This is a genomic window from Streptomyces sp. NPDC050085 (genome assembly GCF_044460595.1).
In the GTDB taxonomy this organism is placed as follows: domain Bacteria; phylum Actinomycetota; class Actinomycetes; order Streptomycetales; family Streptomycetaceae; genus Streptomyces.
In genome coordinates this window covers 582,016-605,907 of the sequence record NZ_JBITJZ010000004.1, presented here as the reverse complement: position 1 = coordinate 605,907, position 23,892 = coordinate 582,016, and the positions used below count along the sequence as shown (strand labels likewise).

Below are 23,892 nucleotides of genomic sequence, written 5' to 3'. Positions count from 1 at the left end.
CCCCCGGGCAGAGCGTCCTGCGGCTGTGCGACACTCCGCTCATGCTGGGTGTCATCGATCTTCCGACCTATCTCGCGGGTCTCGTCCTCATCGTTCTCCTCCCGGGGCCGAACTCGCTGTACGTGCTCTCCGTCGCCGCCCGTCGCGGCATACGCACCGGCTACAAGGCCGCTGCCGGAGTCTGGTGCGGGGACACCGTCCTGATGACCCTGTCCGCCGCCGGAGTCGCCTCCCTCCTCCAGGCCAACGCCGTGCTCTTCGGGATCGTGAAGTACGCGGGCGCCGGCTATCTGACCTGGCTCGCCATCGGGATGCTGCGCGCCGCGTGGAGCATGTGGCGCACCCGCCGCGAGCGGCTCGCCGCCGCCGAGTCCGGCATCGACGAGGCCCAGGCGCCGCAGGAGCGCCCGTTCCGCAGGGCCTTCGTGATCAGCCTGCTCAACCCGAAGGCGATCTTGTTCTTCATCGCCTTCTTCGTGCAGTTCGTCGATCCTTCCTACGCCTATCCCGCCCTCTCCTTCGTCGTCCTCGGCGCCTTCGCGCAGGCGGCGAGCGTGCTGTACCTGTCGGCCCTGATCTTCAGCGGCACCCGCCTCGCCGCCGCGTTCCGCCGCCGCAGGCGGCTGTCGGCCGGCGCGACCTCGGCCGCCGGGGTGCTCTTCCTCGGCTTCGCGGTGAAGCTGACGCTGGCCAGCGCGTAGGCCTCCGGCGGGGCGGGCCTCGATCGGGTGACCCCGGGCGAACCTTCTGCGGTGCCGGTTACGCTCATGAAGAGTGCTCCCAAAAGGAGGTTGCCGTGGCTGTTCTGCAACACGAGCTGACGTTGGGCGAGGCCGCCGACCTGCTCTCTCATGCACTGCCGCCCGGGCACCGCGTGGAGATTCTCCAGGGGAGGCTCACTGTGACACCGCCGCCGGATGGCTCGCACGCGTTGTCGTTGACCAAGCTGGGCCGAAGGTTCGAGCGTGCCGGGGTCGAGGGCACCGGGGTCGAATACGTCCAGGGCATCGGCCTGTGGCTGCCCACGCTCCCCGACGACTACGCGATCCCCGACTTCTCCGTCGTCGACGAGGACTTCCGCGACGCCCACGTCCAGAAGAACTGCTACGCCCCGAACGTCTTCCGGATGGTCCTCGAAGTAACCTCCTCCAACTGGTCCGACGACTTGGGCCCGAAGGTCGAGTGCTACGCGGAGGCGGGCGTACCCGTGTACATCGTGGCCGACCGCAAGCACGGTGAAGTGCTGCTGTACCAGGACCCGGTGGACGGGCGGTACCCGGCGCCGCAGCGGTACAAGCGCGGCCAGGACGTGCCAGTGCCTGAGTCAGTGGGTGTCACCCCGGAGCTCTCCGTCGACACCCTCCTCGACGGCGACTGAGCCAGGTCCTAGGCCCCCAGCCAGACCCCGACCTCCGCCAGATACTTCTCCACCCCCTCGGCCGTCTCCCCGGCCCACGCCACGTAGCCGTCCGGCCGCACCAGGAACACGCCCGTGCCGTACGCCTCGTACGCCGGAATGCGTGCCGTGCGTATGAACTCGCCCTCCAGCGACGGCAGTTCGGCCTCCGTGCCCACCGTCAGCAGCGTCCAGTGCGGGCCCTGGAAGACGTCGAAGAGGCGCAGGCCCCCGCGCCGCCCGTCCGGGGCCCGGTCGCCCGCCCGCAGCGCGTCCTCGGGCACGTCCTTCCGGGTCTCCCGGCTCAGCGGCGACTCCCGGTAGCCGATGCCCAACTGCTGCACCTCGTCGCCCCGCTGGACGGGCTTGCCCTGCGCGCCCAGGCGGTGGATGCGGGTGCTGATGCCGAGGATGTCCGCCGCGATCGGCAGCCGCTCCTCCTCGTACGTGTCCAGGAGCGCGGCGGGGGCCGGGGACGAGGGTGACAGGACCGCCGCGAGCTTCCACGACAGGTTGTACGCGTCCTGCACGCTCGTGTTCAGGCCCTGGCCGCCCGCGGGTGAGTGGACGTGCGCCGCGTCGCCCGCCAGGAAGATCCGGCCCTCGCGGAAGCGGTCCGCGAGCGCCGCCCTGGCCCGGAAGTCGGAGGCCCAGAGCACCTCGGCGATGTGTGCCTCGGTGAGCGGCGTCCGGGCCGCGAGGAGTTCGACCACTGCCTCCGGCGAGGTGTCGGGTACCGCCGACTCGTCCTCGAACTGTGCCGCCAGTTGGAAGACGCGCCCGTCGCAGGACGAGCCGGACGAGCCGGACGAGCCGGACGAGCCGGACGGGAGCGGGCAGAAGGCCACACCGCCGTCCTGCGCCTTCGGCCACACGTGCCAGTGCGTGCCGGGGACCGGGGCGTCCTCGGTCAGCCGCACGTCCGCCACCAGCATCGGCTTCGGGTCCACCGTCTCGCCGGTCATGCCGATGTCCAGCAGCTTGCGCACCGTCGAGCGGCCGCCGTCCGCCGCCACCGCGTAACGGGCCCGCACCGCCGTGCCGTCCTCGAACGTCGCCGTCACGCCGTCCGCGTCCTGGTCGAGGCCGCTGAGCGCGGTGCCGAAGCGGACGTCCCCGCCCAGCTCCCGCAGTCGCGCGTACAGCACGGCCTGGGTGCGGGCCTGCGGGATCAGCCACGCGTTCGCGTACGGCACCTGTTCGGTCGGCTCCGTGCGCTTGAGCATGTCCCACTCCTGGCCCGGCTCGTCGCCCTCCCAGGCCAGCATCTTCGGGTACTCGGAGCCCGCCGCGTGTATCGCCTCGATCACCCCGAGGTCGTGCAGCACCTCCTGGGTGCGCGGCTGCAGGCCCTTGCCGCGCGAGCCGGGGAACAGGCCCTCGGCCCGCTCCACCAGCAGCGCCCGCGTCCCGCGCCTGGCCAGGTCCGCCGCCAGGACGAGCCCGGTCGGGCCCGCCCCCACGATCAGGACGTCCACGGCCTCCGTCGCCCTCACCATCACCATCACCGTCTCCGCCGTCATCGCCGTCTCCTTAACGCCGTTAAGTCCGCCATTTCGAGCATGGACTTAACGGCGTTAAACTGTCAAGCGTGGCTGAGCAGAAGAACCCCAAAGAGCCGAAGCGCACCGCCGAGCCGCCGAAGAAGGCCAAGCTCGACAAGGCGTACGTCGCCGACACCGCCCTTGACCTGCTGAACGACGTGGGTCTGGAAGGTCTGACGCTGCGCGCCATCGCCAAGGAACTGAACGTGCAGGCGCCCGCCCTGTACTGGCACTTCAAGAACAAGCAGGCGCTGCTCGACGAGATGGCGACCGTGATGTTCCGGCGCATGACCGAGCAGGGCGGGGCGGAGGTCGCGTACCGGCCGGACGCCCCGGAAGGCGGCTGGCAGGAGTGGCTCGTGCAGGGCAATCAGCAGCTGCGCGCCACGCTCCTGCGCTACCGCGACGGCGCGAAGGTCTTCAGCGGGTCGCGGTTCACCGGCACCGACCACGGCCCCGGGATGGAGGCGAACCTGCGCTTCCTCGTGGCCGCCGGGTTCACCCCCGACCAGGCCACCTGGGCGAGCTCCACGACGTACCTGTACACGCTCGGATTCGTCACCGAGGAGCAGGGCGTGCGGCCGCTGCCCGGCGAGCAGCGCCCCGGGTTCGACGTGGCCGAGCGTGCCGAGTTGCTCGCCGAGTATCCGCTCGCGGCGGCCGCGGGCGGGCAGCTCTTCGCGGCGTACGACGAGCGGTTCGAGGAGGGGCTGCGCCTGATCGTGGCAGGGATCGAGACGCGGTACGGGATCGGCTAGAGCGGCAGGGTCAACTGCCGGCGCAGCAGCGGCGTCAGCCACTTCTCCACGTAGCGGTGCAGCAGCCACGCCAGGAGCAGCATCGCGGCGATCGTCAGCGCGAACGTCGCGTACGACGGGATCCCCAGCGTGCGGTGGAAGGCCCCTATGGCGACCCAGCCCAGGTGTTCGTGGACCAGGTAGAAGGGGTACGTCAGCGCGCCCGCGGTCGTCAGCCAGCGCCAGTTCACGCGGTTCAGGAGGCCCGTCGCGATCGCCGCGACCGCGGCGAAGCCCGCCGTGACGATCGCGACGATGACCCAGGGCTCGCGGTAGGAGAAGAAGGCGGGGTTCGGCTTGTGCCAGAGCCCGGCCACCGCGTAGTGCTGGCCGATCAGCCAGCCCACCGCGACGATGCCCCAGGCCAGTACGTCACGCCGGTTGCGGTGGACGAGGTAGAGGCCGATGCCGCCGATGAAGAAGGGCGCGTACTCCGGCATCAGGAGGAGGTTGAGGAACGCCTCGCCGGACGCGTCGGCGAGGACCGCGGCCATCGTCCACACCGCGCAGAACAGCACGACGCGGCGCCGGTTGGCCCCCGGCAGCACGATGCAGAGCGCGAACAGGGCGTAGAAGCGCAGCTCGGCCCAGAGCGTCCAGCACACCCCGAGGACCCGCTCGGCGCCGACCGGCTGTTGCAGCATGGTGAGGTTCACGAGCGCGTCGCTCGGCGACACCGCGTGGTACGCGACCGGCGGCAGCGCGAAGACCAGGGTCACCAGGACGATCGCCGCCCAGTACGCGGGCATCAGGCGTGAGACGCGGGACGCGAAGAAGGAGCGGAGCGGGCGGCCCCAGCCGCTCATGCAGATCACGAAGCCGCTGATCACGAAGAAGATCTGGACGCCGAGCGGCCCGTACGCGAACCACTCGTGCAGCGTGGGGAATTGGGTCCTCGGCGAGCTGCCCCAGGCCTTGGTGATGTCGCCGTCGCGGCCGCCGTAGTGGTACGCGGCCACCATCAGCGCGGCGATCAGACGCAGGCCGTCGAGGGCGCGCAGGCGGGACTCCCGCGGCTTCTTCCCCGGGGCCTCTGGGGGCTCCGCGGATTGCGAGGGCTCCTGCGGGGTCGCCAGGGCCTGGGGGAGTGCGGCGCGGAGCACCACCGGTTCGGCGGAGTTCCCGCGCACGCCCTCGGCAGTGTTGCTCACGGGTTGCTCCTCGACGCACGGTTCAGGGGATCGAACAGCACGTTAGGGCGATTCGCGGCCCGGTGGCGGCCGCCGCACGAGGTTTCGCCGTGCGGCCGCGACGAGTTCACCTGCCGGTCGCCTCCCGTCCTGCGTTCCGTCCGGTGTTCAGCGGCGTACCGGTGTTCAGCGGCGCACCGCCCGCCGCAGCGACCGCGCGCGGCGGGCGACCTTGCGTACCGTCGCGTTGCGCGGAAGGAACGAGAGCTGCGCGGGCACCGCGCCCGGCAGGGCGAGCGCGGTCAGCCGCCGCCGCTTGAAGTAGCGCCGGGTCCGCTCGTCCAGGTGCGCGGCCAGATAGCGTTCGGCCGCCGGGCGCAGCTCCGGATAGATCTTGGCCTGCATCGCGAAGCCGACCGCCCGCAGCAGTTCCCCCAACTCGCTGACGGACATGCCCTGTTCCTGTGTCTCGACCGCCGCCCGGTCGGTCAGCTCGGGCAGCAGTGCGTCGGTGAGGGTGACGGGGACCCGGTTGCTGTTCTCGTACGGGGTCAGGCGCTCGAGGAGGAGGCCGGTGCCGGTCCGGGCGACGGGCAGGCCGTACAGCGTGGCCGCGGTGAACAGCGCGGTGGAGAAGCAGCCGACGACCAGGGCCGGACGGAGCCGCTCGTACAGCACCTCGGCGAGCACCGGCGAGTCCAGCACGGTCAGTTCGACGCCGAGCTCCGCCGCCTCCTTCTCCAGGACGCGCGACCAGCCGGCCGGGGCCGCGGGGTGCGGCTTGAACACGAGCTGCCTGTGGCCGAGTTGGGATGCACCTCTCAACATCCGTACGTGCAGCGCCTCTTCCTCCTCCGGCGTGAGGATGCCGAGCGCGGCCAGGTACTGACCGAGCAGCAGCGCCGGCCGGTCGTATACGGGCAACTCGCCACCTGTGCCCCCGAGTTCGGCCAGGACGCGCAGGAACGCGTCCGTCGGCACGGCCTCCGCCTCGACGCCGAACTCCGTGAGCAGCAGCGGCGTGAGCCCCGGCACCAGGTCGAGGTGGAGCAGCCGCGCCACGCGCATGCCGACCAGCGGATCCAGCTTGCTGCGGGTCGGGCCGTAGCTCATCAGGCCGTCCGCGTACACGGTGACCTGGGCGCCCGGGAAGATCTGTACGAGGCCGAGCGCCGGGTTGACCTGGAGCGACTCCACGACCAGCTCGACCGGTTCGTCCTCGGCGTCGCCGAGGTCCCAGGCGAGCCGCAGATACCGCTCCCACAGCGGGACGTCGTCCGGGCGCGGGGCCCAACCCCCGGGATGGAAGGGGGAGATGGCCGCGTTCCACGACCGTACGTCGTCGAAGCGGGTGCGAAGGCGTGCGAAGCCGGGCATCGCGTCGGGGGCCGGGGTCGTCTCGGGCGTCGCCGCGTTGTTGGAGACGAGCAGGACGCGTCGCGAGGCGGGCGCGAAGCAGCCGTTGTCCAGGGCCGCGGCCAGGGTCGCCGTGCCGTACGGCGTGGACGCGAGGAAGATCTGCGTGGTCACGCCGACACCCCCGCGGCCGCGACGGGGCGGCGGCGCAGCCGGCGCAGGCGCGTGGCGCGCTGCTCGTCCATCGAGGCGAGCGCCTCGTCGAGCACGTCCTGCGGCATCCGGCGCAGCGCGTGCGCGCTCATCGCCTTCAGCTTCCGGGCCACCGGCGGCTCGAACCGGTCGATGGAGCCCAGGTGGTGGGCGATGATCGCGCAGTACGTGCGGACGGCCTTGGGCAGCAGCGCGTCCGCGTCCCGGTCCTCGGCCGTCTCCGCGACGACCTGGTCGAAGGCGCGCAGGAAGTCGAGCTGGCGCACGTCGCCGATCTGTGTGAGCGACGAGGCGACCCCGCGCCGGTAGAAGACGCCGAGCAGGCCCACCGCGGCGAACGTCTCGGCCTCCCGGTGCAGTTTCCAGATCCACGGCCGGTCCTCGGCGGTGCGCAGCCCGTCCGTGAAGTGCAGCAGGCGCCGGTCGGCGAGGCGGCGGTGGTAGATGCCGGCCCACGCGTACGCGTAGTCGACGGAGGTCGAGCGGTGCGCGGGCAGGATCGCCTCGCGCGGGGAGAGGACGACGCCGCGCGGGGCCACGGGGGCGCGGTGCAGGGTGCGGGCGCGGGCCCGGCACTGCACGTGGTCGGTGCGCACGAAGTCGCAGCCCAACCCCTCGGCAACGCCAAGGAGTTGGGACAGATAGCCGGGCGCGAGCCAGTCGTCGCCGTCCAGGAACGTGAGGTACTCGCCGCGCGCCGCGTCGATTCCGGTGTTGCGCGCGGTGGCCAGGCCGCCGTTCTTCTCGTGCCGCAGGAGTATGGCGCCGGGAATGTCCCGTGCCGCTCTTTCGAGGATTTCCGCCGTGCTGTCCGTCGAACAGTCGTCGACGAGCAGGAACTCGAAATCTTCGCGGGTGTTCGAGCGCAGGCTTCTGAGGGTGTCAGGAGCGAATTGCTGAACGTTGTAGAACGGCACGATGACGGAGAGCTTGACCACGGGAGCGACGCTAGGGCGGGGCCCGCTCACGTTTCCGGACACAGAGGAGATGTCGCGTTAACGAAGGTCGACGGATTCGTTAACCCTCTTGACTCCTGAACGAACGGGGAATATGCGTGCGAGTCACCTGGCCGGGTTACCGGTCCTATCCGAGTGCGGATCGTTTGACCGCCCGCACCCGCCGCGCCACCCGCCGCACCGCCGCGTGCCGCGGGATGAAGGCGAGCCGCGTCGGCAGTCCGCCGGGCAGTCCGAGCGCGGTGAGCCGGCGCCGCTTGAAGTAGCGCGCGATGTCGGCCGGGCCGTGCGCGAGATAGGCGGTGGCCGCCCGCTCGAGCCCCGGGTGGATCTTCGGCTGCATCGTGAACCCGACCGTCTCGACCAGGTCCCTCAACTCGCCGAACTCCACGGTGCGCCCGCTCTCCAGATCGGGCAGCAGCGCGTCGGCCAGCGTCACCGGCATGCGGTTGCTGTTCTGGTACGGGGTCAGACGCTCGAGGAGCAGTTCGGTGCCGACGCGGGCCGCGGGCAGCCCGTACAGCGTCTTCGCGGTGAACAGCGCGGTGGAGAAGCAGCCGACGACCAGGGCCGGGCGGATCCGCTCGTACAGCAGCTCGGCCAGGACGGGCACGTCGAGCACGGTCAGTTCGACCTCCAGGCGCTCGGCGGCCTCCTCCAGGGCGCGGCTGTAGCGGGCGGGCGCCGTGGGGTGCGGCTTGAAGACGATCCTGCGGTGCCCCTGTGCGACGGCGCCCTTCAGCATGCGTACATGCAGCTCCTCTTCCTCCTCCGGCGTGAGGATGTCGAGGGCGGAGAGGTACTGGCCGAGCAACAGGGCCGCGTCCTGCGGCAGTTCGGGCAGCTCGGGCAGTCCGGGCGCTGCCGCGCCGACCGTGCCGAGCACCTTCAGGAAGGCGTCCGTCGGCACGGTCTGCGCCGGGGCGCCGAACTCCGTGAGCAGCAGGGGCTTCAGGCCGGGCACCAGATCCAGGTGCAGCAGCCGCCGTACGCGCGTACCGACCAGCGGGTCGATCTTGAAGCGGGTCGGGCCGTAGCTCATCAGCCCGTCCGCGTACACGTCGACCGGCGACACGGAGAAGATCTGGCCGAGGGCGAGCGCCGGGTTGACCTGGATGGACTCCACGGCGAGCTCGACGTGGTCGTCCCCGAGGTCCCACAACAGGCGCAGATACCGCTCCCACAGGACGGTGTCGTCGGGCCGCGGGGACCAACCCCCCGGGTGGAAGGGCGAGATGGCCGCGTTCCACGACAGGACCTCGTCGAAGCGGTCGCGCAGCACCGCGAAGCCCGGCATCTCGTCGACGGACGTACTGACTTCCGGGACGGCCGCGTTGTTGGAGACCAGCAGGATGCGCCGGTCGGCGGGGCCGAAGCAGTCCGCGTCGAGGGCGGCGGCGAGGGTGGCGACCCCGTACAGGGTGGAGGCGCAGAAGATCTGGGTGGTCATGCGGCAGTGGTCTCCGTCACCGGGCGGCGGCGCAGTCGCCTCAGGCGAGAGGCGCGCTGCCAGTCCATCGAGTCGAGTGCGTCGTCGAGAATGTCCTGCGGCAGGCGCTTGAGGGCCGCCGCGCTCATGGAGCGCAGCTTGCGGGCCACCGCGGGATCGAACTTCTCGATCGTGTTCAGGTGGTGGGCGATGATCGCGCAGTACGTGCGGACGGCCTTGGGCAGGAAGATGTCGGCGTCGCGGTCCTTGGCCGTCTCCGCTATGACCTGGTCGAACGCCGGTATGAAGTCGAGTTGGCGGACGTCGCCGATCTGCGTGAGCGACGAGGTGACCCCGCGCCGGTAGAAGATGCCGAGCAGCCGCCCGGCCACCGCGAAGGACTCTGCCTCCCGGTGAAGACGCCAGATCCAGGGCCGGTCCTCGGCGGTGTGCAGGTGCTCGGGGAAGTGCAGCAGGCCGCGGTCGACGAGCCTGCGGTGGTAGACGCCGGCCCAGGAGTACGGGTAGTCCACGGGCGTCGAGCGGTCGTCGGGGAGTATCACGTCGCGCGGCGACACGACGGTGTCGCGCAGGCCGAACGGGGCCCGGTAGACGGTCCGTTCGGTGCCGGTGCACCGCACGTGGTCGGTGCGCAGGAAGTCGCAGCCCAGCGCCTCGATCGACGCCACGAGCTGCTCGAAGTACCCGGGCGCGACCCAGTCGTCACCGTCCAGGAACGTCAGGTACTCGCCGCGGGCGGCGTCGATTCCCGTATTGCGCGCGGCAGATACCCCGCTTTCCGAGCGCCGGATGAGCACGGCGCCCGGCAGCTCGCGTTCCGCGCGCTGCAGGATCTCGCGCGTCCCGTCGGTCGAACAGTCGTCGACGAGAATGAATTCGAAGTCGTCCCGTGTGTTCGCACGCAGACTCTTCAGGGTTTCTGGGGCATATCGCTGCACATTGAAGAATGGCAGGATGACGGAGAGCTTGACCACGAGGTTGACGTTAGGCGGCGGCCCGGCATTCGTCTTGGCCGTCGGCTTGATACCGGGTGAACGACGTGTGGCGGGACTGTGAACCAGCCCTTCCGGAAGGCATTTCCGAGGCCGATTCCCCATTCGTCGGTGCGCTGTTAACCGTTTGTTGCACTCCGGTTGGGCCGCGGCTCGAAATGCCTTCCTAACTTCTTCGACGTGCCAGCAAGTGAAGTGCGAAGTACAGCCAAGCGGCAGCGCGTCGCCGTGCTCGCGGACTCCGACACCCGGTGGAAGTGGGGCTCGCTCACCGCGTCCCGCCTCACCTCCGACAGCTCTGGAGGCGCGGCCCTCGACGGATTCCTGTTGCGCGGCCGCGCCACCCCCACCGCCCGCCAGCTCACCGAGGTCGGCGTGCGCGCCGACCGCCTCGACGAGGTCACCGCGGTCGAGTTCCTGCGCGTGATGGAGCGGGACGCCGATGCGTACGACGTGGTCGTCCTCGCCCTGGTGGGCGGAGCCGTCCAGGCCGTACTGCACGGACTCGCCCACGCATGGCGGGAGGTGAAGCAGCGGCCCGTCGTCGTCACCGGCTACGTCGGCGTCGTCTACGAGAAGCTGGCCGACGGGCTGCTCCTGCGGCACGGCGCGGACGTGGTGCTCGCCAACTCGGCCTACGACGCGGAGCGGTTCCGTGCCGTGTACGAGGGCGTCGGCGCGGACGCCGCGGCGGTCACCGAGTGCGCGCTGCCGTTCCTCGGCGGCGCGCCCTACACGGAGCAACACGACCCGTACACCGTGGTGTTCGCCGCGCAGCCGTCCGTGCCGGACACCCCGGCCGACCGGGCGTACCTGCTCGAGCGCCTCGTGCGGCACGCCCGCTCGCACCCGGAGCGCGAGGTGCTGCTCAAGCTGCGCAGCAAGCCCGGCGAGCACACCACGCACATCGAGGAAGTGCCGTACCAGAAGCTCGCCCAGAAGCTCTCCCAGGAACGAGAGCTCCCCGCCAACTTCCGTCTCGTGTACGGAAACATGGGCGAGGTCCTCGACCGGACGGACCTGCTCGTCACCGTCAGCTCCACCGCCGCGCTCGAATCGCTGCACCGGCGCATCCCCACCGCGCTGCTCACCGACCTCGGGGTGCGCGAGGCGCTCGGCAACCACCACTTCACCGGGTCCAACTGCCTGGTGTCCTGGGACCAGTTGGACGCGGGCGTGCTGCCCGAGCCCGACCCCGCGTGGGTCGCCCGGCAGGGCGTCGCAGCCGACGGCACGTACGACAAGGCCTTCGACGGGGCACGCGCCAAGGTCGCAGGACTCCTCGAAGGCGACCTGCCGCCGCTCGCGCCGTACTACAGCCGCACCACCGCGCCCGGCTACCTGCCCCGCGTCCTCGCCCGCCACCACCTCGCGCCCGACGGGTCACCGCTGCCCGGCGCGCCCGCCGCCGACAAGGCCCCCGGCGCCGTGCGCCGCACCGTCCGCAGGGCCGCCCGCGGCGCCTACCGGCACGGCGTGCAGCGCGTCGCCCCCGTGATCCGGCGGATGGGGGAGCTGTGACCAGCCGCGCCCCCCGCATCCCCCAACTCCCCGAAGGAGACCCCCACATGACCGACCCGGAAGCGGGAGCGGCCGCCGCCCCCGTCCGCCGTGTGCTCGCGGTGATCCCCGCCCGCGGCGGCTCCAAGGGCGTACCGGCCAAGAACCTCGCCCAGGTCGCCGGAGTGCCCCTCGTCGCCCGCGCCGTGCACGCCTGCCTGGCCGGGCGGTACGTCACCGACGTCGTGGTCTCCACCGACGACGCGGCCATCGCCGCCGCCGCGCGGGAGGCGGGCGCCGAGGTCGTCACCCGGCCCGCCGCCATCGCCGGCGACAAGGCCACCTCAGAGGCGGCCGTCCTGCACGCCATGGACGCGCACGAGGCGCTGCACGGCGCGGCCGTGGACATCGTGCTGCTCGTGCAGTGCACCAGCCCCTTCACCGTCCGCGAGGACGTCGACGGGGTGGTCGCCGCGATCGTCGAGAACGGCGCCGACAGCGCGCTGACCGTCGCCCCCTTCCACGGATTCGTGTGGCGCGACGCGGCCGACGAGCCCCGCGCCGTCGCCGGTGAGCGCGCCGCCTCCGTCGGCGGCACCGACACCCTCGTCTCCGAGACGGTCGCGACCAGCGGCGGCTACGGCGTCAACCACGACAAGTCCTTCCGCCCGCGCCGCCAGGACCGCCCCCAGGACCTCCTCGAGACCGGCGCCGTGTACGCGATGGAGGCCACCGGCTTCCGCCGCCACGAGCACCGCTTCTTCGGCCGTACGGAACTCGTCCGCACCGACCCCGCACGGGTGTTGGAGATCGACGACCCGCACGACCTGGCCCGCGCGCGGGCCCTCGCCCCCCTTTTCGACCAGAGTGCCCTCCCCACCCGGGAGGACATCGACGCGGTCGTCCTCGACTTCGACGGCACCCAGACCGACGACAGGGTGCTGATCGACTCCGACGGACGGGAGTTCGTCACCGTGCACCGCGGTGACGGCCTCGGCATCGCGGCGCTGCGCAAGAGCGGCCTGTCGATGCTGATCCTGTCCACGGAACAGAACCCGGTGGTCGCCGCCCGGGCCAGGAAGCTCAAGATCCCGGTCCTGCACGGCATCGACCGCAAGGACCTCGCGCTGAAGCAGTGGTGCGAGGAGCAGGGCATCGCGCCGGAGCGCGTGCTCTACGTCGGCAACGACGTCAACGACCTCCCGTGCTTCGCCGTCGCCGGCTGGCCCGTGGCGGTCGCGAGCGCCCACGACGTCGTACGCGGCGCCGCACGCGCGGTCACCACCGTCCCCGGTGGCGACGGCGCGATCCGAGAGATCGCCAGCTGGATCCTCGGCCCCTCTCTCGACTCCCTCCACAGGTAAGGAAACACCCCCTCATGTCTTCTGTTCTCAACTCCCGTGTCCGTACGTTCGGTTCGCGCACCGCTGGCCCCGGCCACCCCGTCTACATCACGGGTGAGATCGGCATCAACCACAACGGCGACCTGGAGAACGCGTTCAAGCTGATCGACGTCGCCGCCGAGGCGGGCTGCGACGCCGTCAAGTTCCAGAAGCGCACCCCGGAGATCTGCACCCCGCGCGACCAGTGGGACATCGAGCGCGACACCCCCTGGGGCCGGATGACGTACATCGACTACCGCCACCGCGTCGAGTTCGGCGAGGACGAGTACCGCCAGATCGACGAGCACTGCAAGAAGCGCGGCATCGACTGGTTCGCCTCCCCGTGGGACACCGAGGCCGTCGCGTTCCTGGAGAAGTTCGACGTCCCCGCGCACAAGGTCGCCTCGGCCTCGCTCACGGACGACGAGCTGCTGCGCGCCCTGCGCGCGACCGGCCGCACCGTCATCCTCTCCACCGGCATGTCGACGCCGAAGCAGATCCGGCACGCGGTCGAGGTCCTCGGCAGCGACAACATCCTGATGTGCCACGCCACTTCGACGTACCCGTCGGTCGCCGAAGAGCTCAACCTCCGCGTCATCAACACCCTCCAGGCCGAGTACCCGAACGTCCCGATCGGCTACTCCGGGCACGAGACCGGCCTCCAGACGACGCTCGCCGCCGTCGCCCTCGGCGCCACTTTCGTCGAGCGCCACATCACCCTCGACCGCGCCATGTGGGGCTCCGACCAGGCCGCCTCGGTCGAGCCGCAGGGCCTGACCCGCCTGGTGCGCGACATCCGCACCATCGAGGCCTCCCTCGGCGACGGCGTCAAGAAGGTCTACGAGTCCGAGCTCGGCCCGATGAAGAAGCTGCGCCGCGTCGCGGGCGTCGTCGCCGAGTCGGAGATCGCCGTCGCCGCCGGTGAGCCGGTCGGCGTCTGACCCCCAACTCCGAGGCGGCTCAGCGGACTTCACGCGCTGGGCCGCCCTGGCGTCCCCGGGAGGGTCGCAGATGTCTGGCAGTACGGACAGCGGCAGCAACGCCGGCACGCTGTGCTTCGTCGAGAGCCCGGTACAGCTCCTCAACGTCCTCGAGTGGGCCCACCTGGAAAGCGTCACGGCCACCGTCGTGGTGCTCTCGCCCACCGACCCGATGACACGCGGCCAGTTGCGCCGCATGGCCGAACTGGCGCGCGGCGAAGGGCACTTGGTGCGCTGGGAGGAGGCGCGCGGCGGCGCGGGGGCGCCCTTCCAGACGGTCGGCGGCCTCGCCGGGCCGCTGCGCAGGGCGGACCGGATAGTGATCGGCGACCCGTTCTCCCGCTACGTCCAACTCCTGCTGACCATCACCCGCGCCCGCGACCTGGTCGTCGTCGACGACGGCACGGCCACGATGGAGTTCGTCGCCCAACTGGCCCGTGGCGAACGGCTCGTGCGCTGGCACCGGCGCGGCGGCCGCCCCGGCCCGCGGGACGTCGCCTTCGCGCCCGTCTCCGCCTCGGCCCGCCGCAGACTCACCCCGCGCCCCGGGCGCCGCACCGTCTCCGTCTTCACCTCCATGCCGGTGGACGAGGCCCCCGAGGGCGTGACGATCACGGCGAACGACTACGCCTGGACCCGCGCCCGCTTCGGCCCGCCGCGCCTGACCCGCGGCGCGGACCTGGTGGGAACGTCCTTGGTGGAGACGGGAGTCGTGGACCTGGACCGCTACCTGGAGGCGGTGCGCGGCCTGGCCGCCGCCCACGGCGCGACCCGCTACTTCGCGCACCGCCGCGAGGCCGCCGACAAACTCCACCGCCTGGCCGTGGAAACCGGCCTGGAGGTCGTGCGCCCCGACCTCCCCCTGGAGCTGATCGCACGGCGCGGCCCCATAGGACGTACGATCCTCAGCTTCCCGTCGACGGTCGTGCACACCCTGCCGCTCGCGCTGGCGGGCACGGACGTGAAGGTCGCGGTCTGCGAGATCGACCCGGCCTGGCTGACGCAGGGCGTCTCCGACCACGCGCAGGGGTTCCTGGCGGGGATCGCGGGGTCGGCGCGCGGGGTGCGGATGGTCTGAGACTCGCGGCTTGTGTGAGACCCACGGAGTGATCACAGGTCAATGGGGGCGGGTGCCGATCATGGCGCCCGCCCCCATTGACCTGTCGCGTTCACGGATCTAGCCTCCATCTCCATACGTAGACGCCATCTGCATACGGGAATGGGGTTCATGGTGGGGATCGAGCGGGACACCCAGGCGGAACGGGTCGCCCAGCGGCTGCGCGACGGCATGGCGAGCGGCGTCCTGTCGTTCCCGCTCACCAGCTTCGCGGCGGACAGCAGCCTCGACCCCGACGCCTACCGGGCCTATCTGACCGACAAGGTCGCCACCCGCCCCGGCGCCGTCTTCCCCGCCTGCGGCACCGGCGAGTTCTTCTCCCTCGACGAGGACGAGTACCGCACCGTGGTGCGGACCACCGTCGAGGTCGTCGACGGCCGCGCACCCGTCGTCGCCGGCACCGGCTACGGCTGGGCGCAGGCGCTGCGCTTCGCCCGGATCGCCGAGGAAGCGGGCGCGGACGCCCTGCTCCTCATGCCGCACTACCTGACCGCCGCCCCGCAGGCCGGCCTCGTCGAACAGGTCCGCAGGGTCGCCGCGGGCACCCGGCTGCCGCTCATCGCCTACCAGCGCGGCCAGGTCGCCTTCGGCGCCGACAGCCTGCGCGAGATCGCCGCGCTCCCCACCGTCATCGGCGTCAAGGACGGGCACAGCGACCTGGACCGCCTCCAGCGCCTCACCCTCGCCGCCCCCGACGGCTTCCTCTTCTTCAACGGCGCCTCCACCGCCGAGATCCAGGCCCGCGCCTACGCCACCGTCGGCGTCCCCGCGTACTCCTCGGCCGTGCACGCCTTCGCACCCGAGATCGCCGACGCCTTCTTCGCCGCCCTGCGGGCCGGCGACGAGGCGACCCTGACGACACTCCTGCGCGAGTTCTACGTCCCCCTCGTCGAACTGCGCGACCGGGTGCCCGGCTACGCCGTGTCCCTGGTCAAGGCCGCAGCCCGACTGCGCGGCCTGCCCGTCGGCCCGGTCCGCGCCCCGCTCACCGACCCGGGCCCGCAGGACCTCGCCGACCTGGCGAAGGTGCTCGACCGCGGCCTGAGCCTGATCGGCTGACCCGCCCCCGGCCCCCGCTCGGTCCGCACCCGCACAGCTCAGCACTCGCACAGTTCAAGGGAGAACTGGCATGCCGCTCCTCGTCGTCGGGATCAGTGTTCTGGTCCTGCTGCTCCTCATGACCCGGCTGAAACTGAACGGCTTCATCGCCCTGCTGCTCGTGGCCGTGGGCGTCGCCGTCGTCCAGGGCATCCCGGTGGCGACCATCCCGGACGTCCTGTCCGAGGGCATCGGCGGCCAGATCGGCGACACGATGCTCACCATCGGGCTCGGCGCCATGGTCGGCCGGGTGATGGGGGACTCCGGCGCCGCACAGCGGATCGCCGGACGGCTCCTGGACGCCTTCGGGCCGCGCGGGGTCCAGCTCGCCATGGTCGTCACGTCGATCCTGATCGGCGTGACCATGTTCTACGAGGTCGCGTTCATCATCATCGTGCCCGTCGCCTTCACCCTGGTCCGCGTCACCCGGACGAACCTGCTCTGGGTCGGCCTGCCGATGTCCATCACCCTGTCGACGATGCACAGCTTCCTGCCGCCGCACCCCGGACCCGTCGCCGTGGCCAGCACCTTCCACGCCTCGGTCGGGCACACCCTGCTGTACGGCCTGTGCATAGCCGTCCCGGCCGGTGCGCTGATCGCCCTCGTCTGGCCGCGCCTGCCGTTCGTCAGGAAGCTCGACCCGTCCATCCCGCTGGGCCTGGTCAGCGAGAAGGAGTTCGACGAGCACGAGATGCCGGGCCTCGGCTGGTCCCTGTCGGTGGCCCTGTTCCCGGTCGTGCTGATCGCCGGGGCGTCCATCACGGACATGGCGACCGACTCCGAGAGCCCGCTCGTGCACACCGTCGCGTTTCTCGGCTCGGCCCCCATCGCCCTGCTCCTCACGCTGTCCCTCGCGATCTGGGCGTTCGGGCCGCGCATCGGCCGGAGCCTGAAGGAGGTCACCGCCTCCTGCTCGTCGGCCGCCCAGGCCATGGCGATGATCCTGCTCGTCATCGGGGCCGGCGGCGCCTTCAAGAACGTACTCGTCGAAGGCGGCATCTCCGACTACATCAAGGACCTCACCGACTCCTGGTCCGTCTCGCCGATCATCCTCGCCTGGCTGATCGCGGCCATCCTGCGCCTCGCCCTCGGCTCGGCCACGGTCGCCGTGGTCACCGCCTCCGGAGTGGTGCTCCCGCTGCTCGCGGGCCAGCCCGTCAGCCCCGAGCTGATGGTGCTCGCGGTCTCCTGCGGCTCGCTCGCCTTCAGCCACGTCAACGACCCCGGGTTCTGGCTCTTCAAGGAGTACTTCAACCTCTCCCTGCCCGACGCCATCAAGGTCCGCACCAGCTACACGACGGTCCTCGCGATCCTGGGCCTCGGCGGCGTCCTCGCGCTGAACGCCGTCGGCATCTGACCTCCCTCCCCTCCAGCCAAGGAATCCGATGAGCAAGCCCCAACAGCAGCCCACCGTCACCGAGTTCGCCGTCTACCCCGTCGCGGGCCGCGACTGCATGGAGCTCAACCTCTCCGGTGCCCACGGCCCCTACTTCACCCGCAACGTCGTCGTCCTCACCGACTCCGAAGGCCGTACGGGACTCGGCGAGGTCCCCGGCGGCGAGCAGATCACCCAAACCCTGCGCGACGCGGAAGCCCTGGTCGTCGGCGCCAAGGTCGGCGACTACAAGCGGATCCTGCGCGCGATCGGCGACCGCTTCGCCGACCGCGACAGCGGCGGCCGCGGCGCCCAGACCTTCGACCTGCGCACCACCGTGCACGCCGTCACCGCCGTCGAGTCCGCGCTCCTCGACCTCCTGGGGCAGCACCTCGACGTACCGGTCGCGGCCCTCCTCGGCGACGGCCAACAGCGCGACTCCGTACGGGTGTTGGGGTACCTCTTCTACGTCGGCGACCCCGACCGCACCGACCTCGAGTACGCCCGCGAGGCCGACTCGGACGTCGACTGGTACCGGATCCGGCACGAGGAGGCGCTGACCCCCGGGGCGATCGTCCGCCAGGCCGAGGCGGCGTACGACCTCTACGGCTTCCGGGACTTCAAGCTCAAGGGCGGCGTCCTGGCCGGGCCCGAGGAGGTCAAGGCGGTCCGCGCCCTCAAGGACCGTTTCCCCGAGGCCAGGATCACCCTCGACCCGAACGGCGCCTGGTCACTGCGCGAGGCCATCGACCTGTGCACCCCGCTCACCGACGTGCTCGCCTACGCCGAGGACCCCTGCGGCCCCGAGGACGGCTACTCGGGCCGCGAGATCCTCGCCGAGTTCCGCCGCGCGACGGGCCTGCCGACCGCGACCAACATGATCGCCACCGACTGGCGCCAGATGACCCACGCCCTGGCCCTCCAGTCCGTCTCCATCCCCCTCGCGGACCCGCACTTCTGGACCATGCAGGGCTCGGTGCGCGTCGCCCAGCTCTGCAACGCCATGGGCCTGACCTGGGGCTGCCACTCCAACAACCACTTCGACATCTCCCTCGCGATGGTCACCCACTGCGGCGCGGCCGCCCCCGGTGCCTACAACGCCCTGGACACCCACTGGATCTGGCAGGAGGGCCTGGAGCGGCTGACCGTCGCCCCGCCGCGCATCGTCGACGGCGAGATCGCCGTCCCCGACGCACCGGGCCTCGGCGTCGACCTCGACATGGACCGCCTCCTCGCCGCCCACGAGCTCTACCGGGCCAAGGCGCTGGGCGCCCGCGACGACGCCGTCACGATGCAGTACCTCGTCCCCGGCTGGGAGTTCGACAGCAAGCGGCCGTGCCTGGTGCGCTGAGGCCGTCGGAACCATCGGGAACCATCGGAAGCCATCGGAAACCAATGGACGTCACGCCGGGCGGCTGCCTACGCTGCCCGGCGTGAACAATCCCGAGTCCGACAGACTCCGGCCACCGGCAGCCGTCCGGTGGCCTTCTTCCGCGCGGCGTTGAGAACCGCCCCTCCCCAGGGTGCCGTTCTCCGCTGACGCACGCCACCGCCATCGCCATCGATGTCGCCATAGATGTCGTCATCGCACGGACTGCCGTACCGCGACCACCTCTCACCCATCTGTACGGTCACGGAGTCCGCTGTGCCTCTCCCGCTTCCGCTCTATCTGCTCGCCCTCGCCGTGTTCGCGCAGGGCACCTCCGAGTTCATGCTGTCGGGCCTGACCCCCGACATCGCCCATGACCTGGGGATCTCCATCCCGGCCGCCGGGTCCCTCACCTCCGCGTTCGCGCTCGGGATGATCGTCGGTGCGCCCCTGTCGGCGGTGCTCGCGCGCCGCTGGCCGCGCCGGTCGGCCCTGTTCGGGTTCCTCGCGGTGTTCACCGCGGCGCACGTCGTCGGCGCCGTCACCACCAGCTACGGCGTCCTGCTCACCACGCGCGCCGTGGCCGCACTCGCCAACGCCGGGTTCCTGACGGTGGCCCTGACCACGGCCGCCGCGCTGGTCGCCCCCGATGCCAAGGGCCGGGCCACGTCGATCCTCCTCGGCGGCACCACCCTGGCCTGCGTCGCCGGGGTGCCCGGCGGGGCGCTGCTCGGTCAACTCCTGGGCTGGCGGGCCGCGTTCGGGGCCGTGGCGCTGATCTGTCTGCCCGCGCTCGCCGCGGTGGTCCGCTCGGTCCCGGCGGACCCGCAGGGACCGACGGGCGGCGCCCCCGATGACGTACCGCACACCGACCTGCACGCCGACCTGCGCACCGAACTACGGTCCCTGCGCTCCCCGCGCCTGCTCACGCTCCTCCTCCTCGGCGCCCTCGTGAACGGCGCCACGTTCTGCACGTTCACCTACCTCGCGCCCCTCGCCACCGGCGTCGCGGGCATCCCGGAGCCCTGGGTCCCGGCGCTGCTCGCCCTGTTCGGCCTCGGCTCGTTCGCCGGGGTGACCGCGGCGGGCCGACTCTCGGACGCGCGGCCGATGCCGGTGCTCGTGGGCGGCGGGGCGGCGCTGCTCGCGGGCTGGGTGCTGCTCGGGTACGCGGCGGCCGGCGCCACGGCCACCTTCGCGCTCGCCTTCGCCCAGGGCGCGCTGTCCTTCGCCGTCGGATCCACACTCATCGCGCGTGCCCTGTACGCGGCGTCGGGCGCCCCGCTGCTGGCGGGAGCCTGCGCGACGACGGCACTCAACGTCGGTGCCGCGGTGGGCCCTTGGGCCGGAGGACTCGCGTCCGGCGGCGGTTTCGAGGCGGTGCCCTGGGTGAGCGCGGGGCTCGTGGCGGCCGCGTTCGCGGTGGCGGGCGGCGCCATGGCCGCCCGCCGCACAGGACCCGTGAACGTCACGGGTCCAGCTGACAGTTGACCTCGCTCTCCGCCGCGCACTTGTTGGCCACACCGGCGCCGCCGTCCGCACTGTCGGTGCCGGTGTTCCCGATCAGCGTGTCGTTGGCGCCCTCGCCCTTGAGGACGTCGTCGCCGCCGTTGCCCCGCAGGTCGTCCGCGCCGTTGCCGCCCGTGAGGCGGTCCGCGCCGTCGCCGCCGAGGACCGTGTCCGCGCCGTCGAAGCCGAACACCTCGTCGTCGCCGGGACCCGCGTCCACGGTGTCGGAGCCCGTCACGAACGCGAAGTCGGCGCCCATCTGGTCGTTGCCCGAGCCCAGGCAGACCAGGTCGTCGCCGCCCGCGTCGGCGTAGGTGTCGCTGCCGCCGAGCAGCGCGATGACGTCGTTGCCGGGGGTGCCGGTCTCGAAGTCCTGGCCCTCCGTGCCGACGATCGTCGCGGGCTGCCCCATGCAGTACACGGTGCCGGAGGCGAGCGCGCCGGGAGCCGCCACAGCGGTCCCCGCGCCCGCTGCGACCAGAGCCGCCGACACGAGCGCGGCACTGAACGAACCGATCTTGCGCATGATGTCCCTCTTCCGTCGAGGCCAGTGGTGCGTCGTTGCCTCGGAGTTCGCCGGAGAGGGCGTCATGGATGGGATGCGTACGGAAATTCGTACGCCGATGGGGGAACGGTCCGGTGAGAGCGGGACAAGCCGCAGGTGGAAAGAGTCTTCCTACCCACCGCATACGATCCACATACCTGGCAAGGCGAGATTTCTTACGTCAATCTGGCTGAACTTTTGTTGATCGCGCGTCAGTTGACCCCCGGGCCGCCCTACCCTTCAGAGGGTGAACCAGTTGATGTCCCGAGAGTCCGAGGCCGACAACCCAGGGGAAGCCACCCCGGGCGGCGTGCTCCCCGGCACGCTGCCCGACGCACTGCGCGCCGAACTCATCGCCTTCCGGCGCGACTTGCACATGCACCCCGAGCTCGGCAACCAGGAGTTCCGCACGACGGCCGTGCTCAAGGCCCGCCTGGAGAAGGCCGGGCTCACGCCGCGCGTGCTCGGGATCGGCACGGGGCTCATCTGCGACATCGGCACCGAGTCGGGGGAGTGGAGCGGCGGGCGCGAGATGCTCGCACTGCGCGCCGACATCGACGCGCTGCCCATCCCGGACACCAAGGTCAGCTGCGCGTACCGCTCGACGGTCCCCGACCGCGCGCACGCCTGCGGCCACGACGTGCACACCACCGTCGTGCTCGGCGCGGGCCTGGTCCTCGCCGACCTGCACCGCAGGGGTCAACTGCCGCACCCGGTACGGCTGATCTTCCAGCCCGCCGAGGAAGTGCTGCCCGGCGGCGCGGCCGACGCCATCGAGTGCGGAGTCCTCGACGGCGTACGGAAGATCGTCGGGGTGCACTGCGACCCGAAGGTCGAGGCCGGGCGGATCGGCCTGCGGCACGGGCCGATCACCTCGGCCTGCGACCGCCTCGAGGTCACGCTCGACGGCCCCGGCGGCCACACGGCCCGCCCGCACCTCACCACCGACCTCGTCACCGCTGCCGCCAAGGTCGCCACCGAGGTCCCGGCCGTCGTCGCCCGCCGCGTCGACGCCCGCTCCGGGCTCGCCGTCACCTGGGGCCGCCTCGAGACGGGCCACGCGTGCAACGTGATCCCGCAGCACGCCGAGCTCTCCGGCACCGTGCGCTGCCTGGACCTGGAGTCCTGGCGCGCGGCGCCCGACCTGGTGCACGCGGCCGTCCAGGAGATCGCCGACCTGTACCGGGCCAAGCCGGTCGTGAACTACGTGCGCGGAGTGCCGCCCGTCGTCAACGACCCGGCGGTGACCGACCTGTTGAGGGACGCTATGGTCGCCCGGCTCGGCCCCGACTCCGTCGAGGACACCCAGCAGAGCCTCGGCGGCGAGGACTTCTCCTGGTACCTGGAGCACGTGCCCGGGTCCATGGCCCGGCTCGGCGTCAAGTCCCCGGGCGAGCGCGGCAGCCGCGACCTCCACCAGGGCGACTTCGACGCGGACGAGGACGCGATCACGGTGGGCGTGGAGCTGTTCACCGCGGCGGCCCTGCTGGACGCGCACGGGAAGTGACCGGCGCCCCCGCCCGTACGGGGGCTCAGGTGCAGTACAGCCCCTCCGCCGGCGAGCCGACCGCCCGCCGGCGCACCGGCTCGCCCTTCGGGTCGGTGTTCTGGCCCGGCCGGTCCGGCCCGAACAGGTTCGTGCTGAAGCGGGCGAAGGCGGCCGCGAGGGCGACGAGGAGGGCCGCCGCGATCGCGGTCGGCTTCGGGGCCAGGCGGCTCATGAGTGGATAATGAGGGCTGTTCGTGCCCTTCGTCACGCTCCTTCACCGGGACGTAACCGACGCCCGGCACGAATCGGTAACGGCAGGCCCGAACCCCGTTCCCCACCCCCTCTACGCGCGTTACGCTCCGCCGAACTCAACGCCCTGCGCGGCGTGTTGACGAAGGAGCAGCCGATCATGCGTCGTTCTCGTACAACCCGGCTCACGCGGATAGCCGTGGCCGTCACCGGTCTCGCCCTCGCCGCCACCGCCTGCGGCGGCACCAGCAATGAGAGCGACAAGGGTGGTTCGTCCGACAAGAAGGACCTCGGGCTCGCCATCGCCTACGACGTCGGCGGCAAGGGAGACCAGTCGTTCAACGACTCCGCCTACGAAGGCCTGGAGAAGGCCAAGACGGAGTTCGGATACAAGACGGCCGACCAGGAGCCGAAGGACGGCGAGTCCGACGACGACAAGGCCCAGCGCCTGTCGAACCTGGCGAAGGCCGGCTACAACCCGGTGATCGGCATCGGCTACGCCTACGGCCCCGCGCTGAAGGAAGTGGCGAAGAAGTTCCCGAAGACGACCTTCGGCATCGTCGACTCCGTCGTCGAGGGCAAGAACGTCACGTCGCTCGTCTTCGCGGAGAACGAGTCCTCGTACCTGGCCGGCGTCGCCGCGGCCAAGGCCACCAAGACGAACCACGTCGGCTTCGTCGGCGGCGTCGACAACGAACTGATCAACAAGTTCCAGGCCGGCTACGAGCAGGGCGTCAAGGACACCAAGAAGGGCGTCAAGGTCGACGTCCAGTACCTCGACGAGGACCCGGCCAAGGGCTTCGCCAGCCCCGACCTCGGCGAGGCCGCCGCGGACAAGCAGCTCGAGGACGGCGCCGACGTGATCTACCACGCGGCCGGTCTCTCCGGGCAGGGCGTGATCAAGGCCGCCGCCACGAAGAAGAAGTGGGTCATCGGCGTCGACTCCGACCAGTACAACCAGAAGACGCTGGCCGCGTACAAGGAGTACATCCTCACCTCCGCGCTCAAGGAGGTCGGCGGCGCCGTCTACTCCCTGGCCAAGTCGGTCAAGGACGGCAAGCCGCTGACCGGCGTCCAGACCTTCGACCTCAAGGTCAACGGGGTGGGTGCCGCGGAGTCGAACCCCAAGTTCAAGGAGATCGCGGGCCTGGCCGACGCGGTCGCCGCGGCGAAGAAGGGCATCGTCGACGGCACGATCAAGGTCGCGACCAAGCCGTAGTGGTGCACAGCGGTCCAAAGGGCCGCTTAAGTACCGACGCTGAACATTTCAGTTCGGACACACAGGTCATACGTACAACGTGCAGGGCGGGTGCGGAACCCTTTCCGCGCCCGCCCTGCATTGCGTTCGGAAAGGGCCTCCGAGGGGCCGCGAGGGGGTGCACAACGCCCCGGTAACGAGATGGACAGAAGGGGTTTTATGTTTTGTCTACGCGCGTTACTCTGCGG

The 23,892-nt window shown here is 71.3% G+C and carries 21 protein-coding genes; 13 read left to right on the top strand and 8 right to left on the bottom strand.

Annotation, left to right across the window (positions count from 1 at the left end; translation table 11 throughout):
• The first annotated feature begins 41 nt into the window (after positions 1–41).
• Together leuE and ACIBUY_RS18925 are read left to right on the top strand one after the other, a co-directional pair.
• Entirely contained in the window at positions 42–701 is a 660-nt protein-coding gene (leuE, locus tag ACIBUY_RS18930) for a leucine efflux protein LeuE (protein ID WP_365578266.1), read from the top strand.
• Between the two features lie 95 nt (positions 702–796).
• Positions 797–1,378: a Uma2 family endonuclease gene (locus ACIBUY_RS18925; RefSeq protein ID WP_399153099.1), complete on the top strand. Its 582-nt coding sequence runs from the start codon at positions 797–799 to the stop codon at positions 1,376–1,378.
• 8 nt (positions 1,379–1,386) lie between these two features.
• Here ACIBUY_RS18925 and ACIBUY_RS18920 read toward each other — a convergent pair whose 3' ends face one another.
• The gene (locus tag ACIBUY_RS18920; RefSeq protein ID WP_399153098.1) at positions 1,387–2,919 is read right to left on the bottom strand and encodes an FAD-dependent monooxygenase; all 1,533 of its coding nucleotides are present in this window, start codon (positions 2,917–2,919) and stop codon (positions 1,387–1,389) included.
• A 68-nt stretch (positions 2,920–2,987) separates the two neighbouring features.
• Between ACIBUY_RS18920 and ACIBUY_RS18915 the strand changes: the two genes are divergently transcribed.
• Positions 2,988–3,698: a TetR/AcrR family transcriptional regulator C-terminal domain-containing protein gene (locus ACIBUY_RS18915; protein ID WP_399153097.1), complete on the top strand. Its 711-nt coding sequence runs from the start codon at positions 2,988–2,990 to the stop codon at positions 3,696–3,698.
• On the opposite strand, the gene ACIBUY_RS18910 is transcribed toward ACIBUY_RS18915, so the two are convergent.
• From ACIBUY_RS18910 to ACIBUY_RS18890, 5 genes are all read right to left on the bottom strand, one after another.
• Positions 3,695–4,888, bottom strand: coding sequence for an acyltransferase family protein (locus ACIBUY_RS18910; protein ID WP_399153096.1), 1,194 nt, complete (start codon positions 4,886–4,888; stop codon positions 3,695–3,697). The two genes, ACIBUY_RS18915 and ACIBUY_RS18910, sit on opposite strands and share 4 nt — an antisense overlap.
• A gap of 165 nt (positions 4,889–5,053) precedes the next feature.
• Positions 5,054–6,397 (bottom strand): polysialyltransferase family glycosyltransferase, encoded by a 1,344-nt coding sequence (locus tag ACIBUY_RS18905; RefSeq protein WP_399153095.1) that lies wholly within the window; start codon positions 6,395–6,397, stop codon positions 5,054–5,056.
• The gene (locus tag ACIBUY_RS18900; RefSeq protein ID WP_399153094.1) at positions 6,394–7,374 is read right to left on the bottom strand and encodes a glycosyltransferase family 2 protein; all 981 of its coding nucleotides are present in this window, start codon (positions 7,372–7,374) and stop codon (positions 6,394–6,396) included. Before ACIBUY_RS18900 ends, ACIBUY_RS18905 begins: the two co-directional genes overlap by 4 nt.
• Before the next feature lie 145 nt (positions 7,375–7,519).
• The gene (locus ACIBUY_RS18895; protein WP_399153093.1) at positions 7,520–8,842 is read right to left on the bottom strand and encodes a polysialyltransferase family glycosyltransferase; all 1,323 of its coding nucleotides are present in this window, start codon (positions 8,840–8,842) and stop codon (positions 7,520–7,522) included.
• Positions 8,839–9,816 carry a glycosyltransferase family 2 protein gene (locus tag ACIBUY_RS18890; protein ID WP_365578280.1) on the bottom strand — a complete coding sequence of 326 codons (978 nt, stop codon included), beginning with the start codon at positions 9,814–9,816 and terminating at the stop codon, positions 8,839–8,841. The genes ACIBUY_RS18895 and ACIBUY_RS18890 overlap by 4 nt, the downstream gene beginning before the upstream one ends.
• A 198-nt stretch (positions 9,817–10,014) precedes the next feature.
• Here ACIBUY_RS18890 and ACIBUY_RS18885 point away from each other — a divergent pair, with 198 nt between their 5' ends.
• From ACIBUY_RS18885 to ACIBUY_RS18850, 8 genes are all read left to right on the top strand, one after another.
• Positions 10,015–11,355, top strand: a complete 1,341-nt coding sequence (locus tag ACIBUY_RS18885) for a DUF6716 putative glycosyltransferase (protein WP_365578282.1) — start codon at positions 10,015–10,017, stop codon at positions 11,353–11,355.
• Between the two features lie 47 nt (positions 11,356–11,402).
• Positions 11,403–12,698, top strand: coding sequence for an N-acylneuraminate cytidylyltransferase (locus ACIBUY_RS18880; protein WP_365578284.1), 1,296 nt, complete (start codon positions 11,403–11,405; stop codon positions 12,696–12,698).
• Between the two features lie 14 nt (positions 12,699–12,712).
• The gene (locus ACIBUY_RS18875; RefSeq protein ID WP_365578286.1) at positions 12,713–13,657 is read left to right on the top strand and encodes an N-acetylneuraminate synthase family protein; all 945 of its coding nucleotides are present in this window, start codon (positions 12,713–12,715) and stop codon (positions 13,655–13,657) included.
• A 70-nt stretch (positions 13,658–13,727) separates the two neighbouring features.
• The gene (locus ACIBUY_RS18870; protein WP_399153092.1) at positions 13,728–14,774 is read left to right on the top strand and encodes a hypothetical protein; all 1,047 of its coding nucleotides are present in this window, start codon (positions 13,728–13,730) and stop codon (positions 14,772–14,774) included.
• Between the two features lie 150 nt (positions 14,775–14,924).
• Complete coding sequence (locus tag ACIBUY_RS18865; protein ID WP_365578290.1) at positions 14,925–15,872, top strand: 5-dehydro-4-deoxyglucarate dehydratase; 948 nt, start codon at positions 14,925–14,927, stop codon at positions 15,870–15,872.
• Positions 15,873–15,942: 70 nt separating this feature from the next.
• A complete protein-coding gene (locus ACIBUY_RS18860) occupies positions 15,943–17,268 on the top strand; it encodes a gluconate:H+ symporter (RefSeq protein WP_399153091.1) in 1,326 nt (441 codons plus the stop codon).
• A gap of 28 nt (positions 17,269–17,296) precedes the next feature.
• Positions 17,297–18,637 (top strand): enolase C-terminal domain-like protein, encoded by a 1,341-nt coding sequence (locus ACIBUY_RS18855; protein ID WP_365578294.1) that lies wholly within the window; start codon positions 17,297–17,299, stop codon positions 18,635–18,637.
• Between the two features lie 360 nt (positions 18,638–18,997).
• A complete protein-coding gene (locus ACIBUY_RS18850; RefSeq protein WP_399153185.1) occupies positions 18,998–20,146 on the top strand; it encodes a Cmx/CmrA family chloramphenicol efflux MFS transporter in 1,149 nt (382 codons plus the stop codon).
• Here the strand turns inward: ACIBUY_RS18850 and ACIBUY_RS18845 are convergent.
• Complete coding sequence (locus tag ACIBUY_RS18845; protein ID WP_399153090.1) at positions 20,124–20,690, bottom strand: calcium-binding protein; 567 nt, start codon at positions 20,688–20,690, stop codon at positions 20,124–20,126. The genes ACIBUY_RS18850 and ACIBUY_RS18845 overlap by 23 nt on opposite strands.
• Positions 20,691–20,967: 277 nt before the next feature.
• Here ACIBUY_RS18845 and ACIBUY_RS18840 point away from each other — a divergent pair, with 277 nt between their 5' ends.
• The gene (locus ACIBUY_RS18840; RefSeq protein ID WP_399153184.1) at positions 20,968–22,215 is read left to right on the top strand and encodes an amidohydrolase; all 1,248 of its coding nucleotides are present in this window, start codon (positions 20,968–20,970) and stop codon (positions 22,213–22,215) included.
• A gap of 25 nt (positions 22,216–22,240) precedes the next feature.
• Here ACIBUY_RS18840 and ACIBUY_RS18835 read toward each other — a convergent pair whose 3' ends face one another.
• Positions 22,241–22,429, bottom strand: coding sequence for a hypothetical protein (locus ACIBUY_RS18835; RefSeq protein ID WP_399153089.1), 189 nt, complete (start codon positions 22,427–22,429; stop codon positions 22,241–22,243).
• 177 nt (positions 22,430–22,606) lie between these two features.
• On the opposite strand from ACIBUY_RS18835, the gene ACIBUY_RS18830 reads away from it, so the two are divergent.
• Positions 22,607–23,665 carry a BMP family ABC transporter substrate-binding protein gene (locus ACIBUY_RS18830; protein ID WP_365578302.1) on the top strand — a complete coding sequence of 353 codons (1,059 nt, stop codon included), beginning with the start codon at positions 22,607–22,609 and terminating at the stop codon, positions 23,663–23,665.
• Positions 23,666–23,892 lie beyond the last annotated feature (227 nt).

Bases quoted from the DNA above. Each gene is read 5' to 3' on its own strand.
- ACIBUY_RS18860 (WP_399153091.1), top strand. From the start codon at position 15,943: ATGCCGCTCCTCGTCGTCGGGATCAGTGTTCTGGTCCTGCTGCTCCTC.
- leuE (WP_365578266.1), top strand. From the start codon at position 42: ATGCTGGGTGTCATCGATCTTCCGACCTATCTCGCGGGTCTCGTCCTC.
- ACIBUY_RS18835 (WP_399153089.1), bottom strand. From the start codon at position 22,429: ATGAGCCGCCTGGCCCCGAAGCCGACCGCGATCGCGGCGGCCCTCCTC.
- ACIBUY_RS18865 (WP_365578290.1), top strand. From the start codon at position 14,925: ATGGTGGGGATCGAGCGGGACACCCAGGCGGAACGGGTCGCCCAGCGG.
- ACIBUY_RS18850 (WP_399153185.1), top strand. From the start codon at position 18,998: ATGCTGTCGGGCCTGACCCCCGACATCGCCCATGACCTGGGGATCTCC.
- ACIBUY_RS18830 (WP_365578302.1), top strand. From the start codon at position 22,607: ATGCGTCGTTCTCGTACAACCCGGCTCACGCGGATAGCCGTGGCCGTC.
- ACIBUY_RS18855 (WP_365578294.1), top strand. From the start codon at position 17,297: ATGAGCAAGCCCCAACAGCAGCCCACCGTCACCGAGTTCGCCGTCTAC.
- ACIBUY_RS18840 (WP_399153184.1), top strand. From the start codon at position 20,968: ATGTCCCGAGAGTCCGAGGCCGACAACCCAGGGGAAGCCACCCCGGGC.
- ACIBUY_RS18870 (WP_399153092.1), top strand. From the start codon at position 13,728: ATGTCTGGCAGTACGGACAGCGGCAGCAACGCCGGCACGCTGTGCTTC.
- ACIBUY_RS18880 (WP_365578284.1), top strand. From the start codon at position 11,403: ATGACCGACCCGGAAGCGGGAGCGGCCGCCGCCCCCGTCCGCCGTGTG.
- ACIBUY_RS18920 (WP_399153098.1), bottom strand. From the start codon at position 2,919: ATGACGGCGGAGACGGTGATGGTGATGGTGAGGGCGACGGAGGCCGTG.
- ACIBUY_RS18875 (WP_365578286.1), top strand. From the start codon at position 12,713: ATGTCTTCTGTTCTCAACTCCCGTGTCCGTACGTTCGGTTCGCGCACC.
- ACIBUY_RS18895 (WP_399153093.1), bottom strand. From the start codon at position 8,842: ATGACCACCCAGATCTTCTGCGCCTCCACCCTGTACGGGGTCGCCACC.
- ACIBUY_RS18845 (WP_399153090.1), bottom strand. From the start codon at position 20,690: ATGCGCAAGATCGGTTCGTTCAGTGCCGCGCTCGTGTCGGCGGCTCTG.